Here is a 6,987-nt window from a genome sequence, read left to right on the forward strand (position 1 = left end):
AACATACCTCGCGACATGACAGGCCCGCGTTACGAGCTATTCTCGATGTTGTCGCAGGCAGCCATGCATGACATGGGGATCGCGCTGATTCCGCCTTTCCTCATCCAGCGCGAGCTGGAGGAGAAGCATCTGGTGATCGCAAGCCTCGAAGCGCTGAGCAGCACAAAGGCTTACTACCTGATGATTCCCGAAAGAAAAGTCGAATCTGCGTCGCTGCACGCGTTTAGAGATTGGCTGATCGACCAGTCACAGCGCTATAACCCCAGCATTTAAAGGGCAAGGTTATTTTATTGACCTTGTAGTCAAGTAAATTAAGCGCCTACAGATGTAACTATATGTCGTGTTTTGGAAGACTGTACCTCTCAGCGTAAAAATGAGCTTAACGCCATGATTGACAAGGCTTGTAGCGACTATCAGCTGCCAATGCCCGACCATTCACGGCAAAGATAGGAAAACCGTCTACAACCCTCTAAAACCCTTTAAACACCTGTATTTAAAGAGGTTATTTTGCCATGTTGCGACAATCAGTCACAGGGTGACTTGTAGTTAATTTTTCGTCACCCGTCATAATCCCTTGAAGGCCGTAAAGTTCGCCTGCAAAATGCCGCGCCCCGCTGTCATTTCAGCGGGATCGTGCTGATCGGCCGCCCCAGCTGCGCCCCTCACGGTGCACTGGCCTTTTTACAAAAAGATCAAAAGCAAAAAGATCATGCAGGAGATTTGACGTGCACATTGGTGTTCCTCTCGAAACCCAGACCGGTGAAACGCGGGTGGCTGCCACCCCGGAAACCATCAAGAAGCTGATCGGCCAGGGCCATAAGGTCACTGTACAAAGCGGCGCAGGCATTACCGCCAGCATCGTCGACAGTGCCTATGAAACGGCAGGCGCAACCATTGGCAGCGCCAGCGACGCGTTTGGCGCCGAGCTGATTCTCAAGGTGGTTGCCCCCAGCGACAGCGAACTGACGCTGATCAAAAGCGGCACCGTGTTGGTGGGCATGCTCAACCCGTTCAGCAACGAAACCATCGCCAAGCTGGCAGAGCGAGGCATTACCGCCTTCGCGCTCGAAGCTGCGCCACGTACCTCGCGAGCCCAAAGCCTCGACGTGCTGTCGTCACAGGCCAACATTGCCGGCTATAAAGCCGTATTGCTGGCAGCCCATCACTACCCACGCTTCATGCCGATGCTGATGACTGCCGCCGGCACCGTCAAAGCCGCGCGCGTGCTGATCCTCGGCGCGGGTGTCGCAGGCCTGCAAGCCATCGCTACAGCGAAACGCCTGGGTGCCGTGATCGAAGCGTCTGACGTGCGCCCTGCCGTAAAAGAGCAGATCGAGTCCCTCGGCGCCAAGTTCGTCGACGTGCCCTACGAAACCGATGAGGAGCGTGAATGCGCGGTCGGTGTCGGCGGTTACGCGCGCCCGATGCCATCGAGCTGGATGCAGCGCCAGGCCCTGGCCGTGCATGAACGCGCCAAACAAGCGGACATCGTCATCACTACTGCGCTGATCCCGGGCCGCAAAGCCCCGACCTTGCTCAGTGCCGAAACCGTCGCACAAATGAAGCCGGGTTCGGTGGTCATCGACCTCGCCGCCGCCCAGGGTGGCAACTGCCCACTGACCGTCGCCGACCAAGTCGTGGTGGAAAACGGCGTGACCATTTGCGGCCCGACCAACCTGGCCGGTGCCGTCGCCGCCGATGCTTCTGCTTTATATGCGCGCAACCTGCTGGACTTCCTGAAGCTGGTCTTCACCAAGGAAGGGCAGTTTGAAATCAACCTCGAAGACGACATCGTCGCCGCGTGCCTGATGTGCCGCGACGGCCAAGTCATCCGCAAAAACGCCTAAGCAGGGATTCAGACGATGGAAGAGCTTATCTCCCCCGGTATCTACAACCTGATCATCTTTGTGCTGGCGATTTATGTCGGTTACCACGTGGTCTGGAACGTCACACCCGCGCTGCACACACCACTGATGGCGGTGACCAACGCGATCTCTGCGATCGTAATCGTCGGCGCCATGCTCGCCGCAGCCCTCACCGTGACACCACTGGGTAAAACCATGGGCACCCTGGCCGTGGCCTTGGCGGCGGTTAACGTATTCGGCGGGTTCCTGGTCACGCGCAGGATGCTGGAGATGTTCAAGAAGAAAGCCCCGAAAGCAAAAGAAGAGGCGCCAAAGTAATGAGCATGAATTTGGTTACGACGCTCTACTTGATCGCGTCGATCTGCTTTATCCAGGCCCTCAAAGGCCTGTCGCACCCAACCACATCGCGACGCGGCAACCTGTTCGGCATGCTCGGCATGGCGCTGGCGGTGCTGACGACCGTGGGCCTCATCTACAAGCTCGGCGCTGAGCTTGCAACAGCCGGTATCGGTTACGTGATCGTCGGCCTGCTGATCGGCGGCACCGCCGGTTCGATCATGGCCAAGCGCGTAGAAATGACCAAGATGCCAGAGCTGGTTGCCTTCATGCACAGCATGATCGGCCTGGCGGCGGTATTCATCGCGATTGCAGCCGTGGTCGAGCCGCAATCCTTGGGCATCGTCAAACACCTGGGCGACTCGATTCCTGCGGGCAACCGCCTGGAACTGTTCCTCGGCGCAGCCATTGGTGCAATTACCTTCTCCGGTTCGGTGATCGCATTCGGCAAACTCTCGGGCAAGTACAAGTTCCGCCTGTTCCAGGGCGCACCGGTACAGTTCGGTGGCCAGCACAAACTGAACCTGGTGCTCGGCCTGGCAACCCTGGGCCTGGGCCTGGCTTTCATGTTCACCGGCAACCTCACTGCGTTCGCGTTGATGCTGGCCCTGGCTTTCGTGCTGGGCGTGCTGATCATCATCCCGATCGGCGGCGCCGACATGCCGGTCGTTGTCTCGATGCTCAACAGCTACTCCGGTTGGGCAGCGGCGGGCATCGGCTTCTCGCTGAACAACTCGATGCTGATCATCGCCGGCTCCCTGGTGGGCTCCAGCGGCGCGATTCTGTCGTACATCATGTGCAAGGCAATGAACCGCTCCTTCTTTAATGTGCTGCTCGGTGGCTTCGGCAACACAGCAGATGCCGGCGCAGCGGCAGGCTCCAAAGAAGCGCGTCCGGTGAAATCCGGTTCGGCGGACGACGCCACGTTCCTGCTGACCAACGCCGACACCGTGATCATCGTTCCCGGCTACGGCCTGGCAGTCGCTCGGGCGCAACACGCCCTTAAAGAGCTGACCGAAAAGCTGACACACCGTGGCGTGACCGTGAAGTACGCGATCCACCCGGTAGCGGGCCGTATGCCTGGGCACATGAACGTGCTGCTGGCCGAGGCGGAAGTGCCTTACGACCAAGTGTTCGAGATGGAAGACATCAACTCCGAGTTCGGCCAGGCCGACGTGGTGCTGGTGTTGGGCGCCAACGACGTGGTCAACCCGGCCGCCAAGAACGACCCTAACTCACCGATTGCCGGTATGCCGATCCTTGAGGCATTCAAGGCCAAGACCATCATCGTCAACAAGCGCTCGATGGCCAGCGGCTACGCCGGTCTGGATAACGAGCTGTTCTACCTGGACAAGACCATGATGGTCTTCGGTGATGCCAAGAAAGTCATCGAAGATATGGTCAAAGCCGTCGAATAACACTGCGCCAGCGCAATACACGAAACCCTGGCCTCCAGTAGGCTGGGGTTTTTTTATTGTTCCCAAGCTCTGCGTGGGAATGCATCCGGGAATGCTCGGCGTTCCGCTTTGTACTCACGTGAAACCCGACCAAAGGCTCTAAATCGCTGCCTGGCATTCGACCATGGTAGCGGGCCGAATTTTTTTGAAATCACTACACTGCCCACCTTGCTTCCGTAGCCTGAGATAACAATTCATGTACCGTGATCGTATCCGCTTGCCTTCGTTGTTGAACAAGGTCATGAGCGCGGCAGATGCCGCCGCACTGATCGAGGACGGCATGACCGTCGGCATGAGCGGCTTCACCCGTGCCGGTGAAGCCAAGGCCGTCCCCCACGCCCTGGCCGAACGCGCCAAGACTTCGCCGCTGAAAATCACCCTGATGACCGGTGCCAGCCTGGGCAATGACTTGGACAAGCAACTGACCGAGGCCGGCGTTTTGTCGCGCCGCATGCCGTTTCAAGTCGACAGCACACTGCGCAAGGCGATCAACGCAGGCCAAGTGATGTTTATCGACCAGCACCTGTCGGAAACCGTCGAGCAACTGCGCAACAACCAGCTCAAGTTGCCGGACATCGCCGTGATCGAAGCCGTCGCGATCACCGAACAAGGACACATCGTGCCCACCACCTCCGTGGGCAACTCGGCCAGCTTTGCGATTTTCGCCAAACAAGTGATTGTCGAGATCAACCTGGCGCACAACCCGAACCTGGAAGGGCTGCACGACATCTATATCCCGACCTACCGGCCGACGCGCACGCCAATCCCACTGGTCAAGGTCGACGACCGCATCGGCAGTACCGCGATTCCGATCCCGCCGGAAAAAATCGTCGCCATCGTGATCACCAATCAGGCCGACTCCGCCTCAACCGTGACACCACCGGACGCCGACACCCAAGGCATCGCTAACCATCTGATCAACTTCCTCAAGCAGGAAGTCGACGCCGGGCGCATGACCAACAAGCTCGGCCCGCTGCAGGCCGGGATCGGCAACATCGCCAACGCGGTGATGTGCGGCCTGATCGAATCGCCATTCGAAGACCTGACCATGTATTCGGAAGTGTTGCAGGACTCGACCTTCGACCTGATCGATGCGGGCAAGCTGAGCTTTGCTTCCGGCAGCTCCATCACCTTGTCGGAGCGACGCAACGCCGACGTGTTCGGTAACCTGGAACACTACAAGGACAAGCTGGTACTGCGCCCACAGGAAATCTCCAACCACCCTGAAGTGGTTCGGCGCCTGGGCATTATCGGTATCAACACTGCGCTTGAGTTCGACATCTACGGCAACGTCAACTCCACCCACGTCTGCGGCACGCGGATGATGAATGGGATTGGCGGCTCCGGAGACTTCGCGCGTAACGCGCACCTGGCGATTTTCGTCACCAAGTCGATTGCCAAGGGCGGCGCGATCTCCAGCGTGGTGCCGATGGTCAGCCATGTGGACCATACCGAGCATGACGTGGACATTCTGGTGACCGAGGTTGGCCTCGCTGACCTGCGTGGCCTGGCGCCACGCGAGCGCGCACGGGTGATCATCGACAATTGCGTGCACCCGGCTTACCGCGATGCGCTGAACAGTTACTTCAACGCTGCCTGCGCGATCGGTGGGCATACTCCGCACATCCTGCGCGAAGCACTGAGTTGGCACATCAACCTGGAAGAAACCGGGCATATGCTCAAGGCTTGATTGATACAGATCCGAGCTGATGCAAACACAGTTTGTTCAGCTCGGTGACCACAGCCGTACATTTTGAAAAAACTGTACTGCTGTACCGGTCATTTCCTACTGAATTCTCTTACGAACCCCACCGCAAATGCCAATTTCGCACCGATAAAGTGCAGACAGGTACAGTTGCCCCATTTCCGTACAGTACAGCCGCTATAAACAGTTAACTGGCCCCTCACAATACAGGTGAACTGTATCTAGAGAGTCTTGCGTCGGAGGAGGATCATTGGCATCAGTTAAACCACTACCTAATCCCGCCACAAGCGGAAGGATGTCATCATGGAACGTACACTCAGTTCCGATCTGTTCTTCGAAGAAAAAGCTGTAAACACCCAGGCTTCCCTGCCTTTGCGCGTTCTCGCCAACCTGATGTTGTGGCAGCGCCGCATCTCCAGCCGCCATCAACTGGCTCGTCTGGATTCGCGTCTGCTGGCTGACGCCGGTATCAGCGAAGCTCAACGCTACGAAGAGCTGAGCAAGCCGTTCTGGCGCTAATTGGCGCCCGCTGGCCCTGACCCGCCGGGTCCACCGCCAGCACCCTGATTTAACAAAACAAAGCCCGCCCCGGGAAACCGGAGGCGGGCTTTGTTGTTTCCGGGTTTCAAACTTTACACGGCTAAAACAGACCCCAGAGATAAGGACCAGTACAGTTTAAATAACATAACAATTAGACGGTACAATTTAACTTTGGTGTATCTGTATTGGTAAAAGCTGGCCGCCCAAGATGGTGTTCCAAGACCTCATGGAAGGCCGCCGTCATGAACACACAGACCTCGCGTTACAAACAGTTGATCATTCGAATGGCTTGCGCCCTGGGCAGATGGGCGCGGCAGGCCCATGAACGCCGCCAACTTGCGCAACTTGACCCACGTGAATTAGCCGACGCCGGCATCAGCCAGGGCGACCGTACTGCCGAGCTGTCCAAACCTTTCTGGCGTGACTAGGCAGATAGAGGCTTTCCGAACGGATAAGCGGCAGCTTAAGATCCCGTTATTACGTGGCGAACCTTGTAGAGCGGACGTCTGATGCTTAATCCGCAGCAATGTCCGTTTCACAGTGGCCGCTTTGCGCCGCTTTTATTTGATCTTCTACAGGAGTTTTTCCATGTCCCGTCTTCGCCTGCTGAGTGCTGCCACCCTGTTGGCCCTGGCCGCCAACGCCAACGCGAGCAGCCTTATCGTGACCACCGACTCGATCGTCGGCGCCCTCAAAGCCACTTCCGATGCCAGCTCCGATGCCACGTCGTCCCTGCGTGACAACAAAGTCGTGCAAGCCGCCCGTGACGACGCTGCCAGCTTTGTTGCCAGCGAAGGCGCCATTCGTGGTGTGAAACTGGAAAGCGCCCTGGCCCAGATCCGCCAACAAGCCCCACAACTGAACACAGCGACCGACGCACAACTGGCCCAGGCGATTCTGGCCATCTGATGATCCGGTAAACGCCAGGGCGCGCCAGCCGCTACCAAATGTGTCAGCACTGGCTCTCGCCCGGGCGTTGCGCTAGCCTTGGCGCTCGCTTTCAGTTGTCGAGTCCCATGGCTTTTTCATACCGCCTGTTGATTGTTCCCGTGTTGTTTTCTGCCTGCTGGCCACCCTTGGCTTC

Annotated in this window: 8 protein-coding genes; all 8 read left to right on the top strand. The window is 57.9% G+C overall.

All coding sequences use genetic code 11. The features are described from left to right. Positions 1–273 (top strand): LysR substrate-binding domain-containing protein (locus FEM54_RS20105; RefSeq protein WP_240792772.1); only part of this gene is annotated, 273 nt, incomplete at its 5' end. A gap of 452 nt (positions 274–725) precedes the next feature. Beyond that, positions 726–1,847, top strand: coding sequence for a Re/Si-specific NAD(P)(+) transhydrogenase subunit alpha (locus tag FEM54_RS20110; protein ID WP_099550154.1), 1,122 nt, complete (start codon positions 726–728; stop codon positions 1,845–1,847). A 15-nt stretch (positions 1,848–1,862) separates the two neighbouring features. Next, positions 1,863–2,183, top strand: a complete 321-nt coding sequence (locus FEM54_RS20115; protein WP_003220416.1) for an NAD(P) transhydrogenase subunit alpha part 2 — start codon at positions 1,863–1,865, stop codon at positions 2,181–2,183. Next, complete coding sequence (locus FEM54_RS20120) at positions 2,183–3,619, top strand: NAD(P)(+) transhydrogenase (Re/Si-specific) subunit beta (protein WP_017139062.1); 1,437 nt, start codon at positions 2,183–2,185, stop codon at positions 3,617–3,619. Before FEM54_RS20115 ends, FEM54_RS20120 begins: the two co-directional genes overlap by 1 nt. A 235-nt stretch (positions 3,620–3,854) precedes the next feature. Next, entirely contained in the window at positions 3,855–5,348 is a 1,494-nt protein-coding gene (locus tag FEM54_RS20125; protein ID WP_017139063.1) for an acetyl-CoA hydrolase/transferase family protein, read from the top strand. Positions 5,349–5,666: 318 nt separating this feature from the next. Continuing rightward, the gene (locus FEM54_RS20130) at positions 5,667–5,882 is read left to right on the top strand and encodes a DUF1127 domain-containing protein (RefSeq protein ID WP_003214752.1); all 216 of its coding nucleotides are present in this window, start codon (positions 5,667–5,669) and stop codon (positions 5,880–5,882) included. A 263-nt stretch (positions 5,883–6,145) separates the two neighbouring features. Continuing rightward, the gene (locus FEM54_RS20135; protein ID WP_017139065.1) at positions 6,146–6,331 is read left to right on the top strand and encodes a DUF1127 domain-containing protein; all 186 of its coding nucleotides are present in this window, start codon (positions 6,146–6,148) and stop codon (positions 6,329–6,331) included. A 160-nt stretch (positions 6,332–6,491) separates the two neighbouring features. Then, positions 6,492–6,812 (top strand): DUF2388 domain-containing protein, encoded by a 321-nt coding sequence (locus FEM54_RS20140; RefSeq protein ID WP_017139066.1) that lies wholly within the window; start codon positions 6,492–6,494, stop codon positions 6,810–6,812. Positions 6,813–6,987: the final 175 nt, after the last annotated feature.

Source organism: Pseudomonas edaphica (assembly GCF_005863185.1).
GTDB lineage: Bacteria > Pseudomonadota > Gammaproteobacteria > Pseudomonadales > Pseudomonadaceae > Aquipseudomonas > Aquipseudomonas edaphica.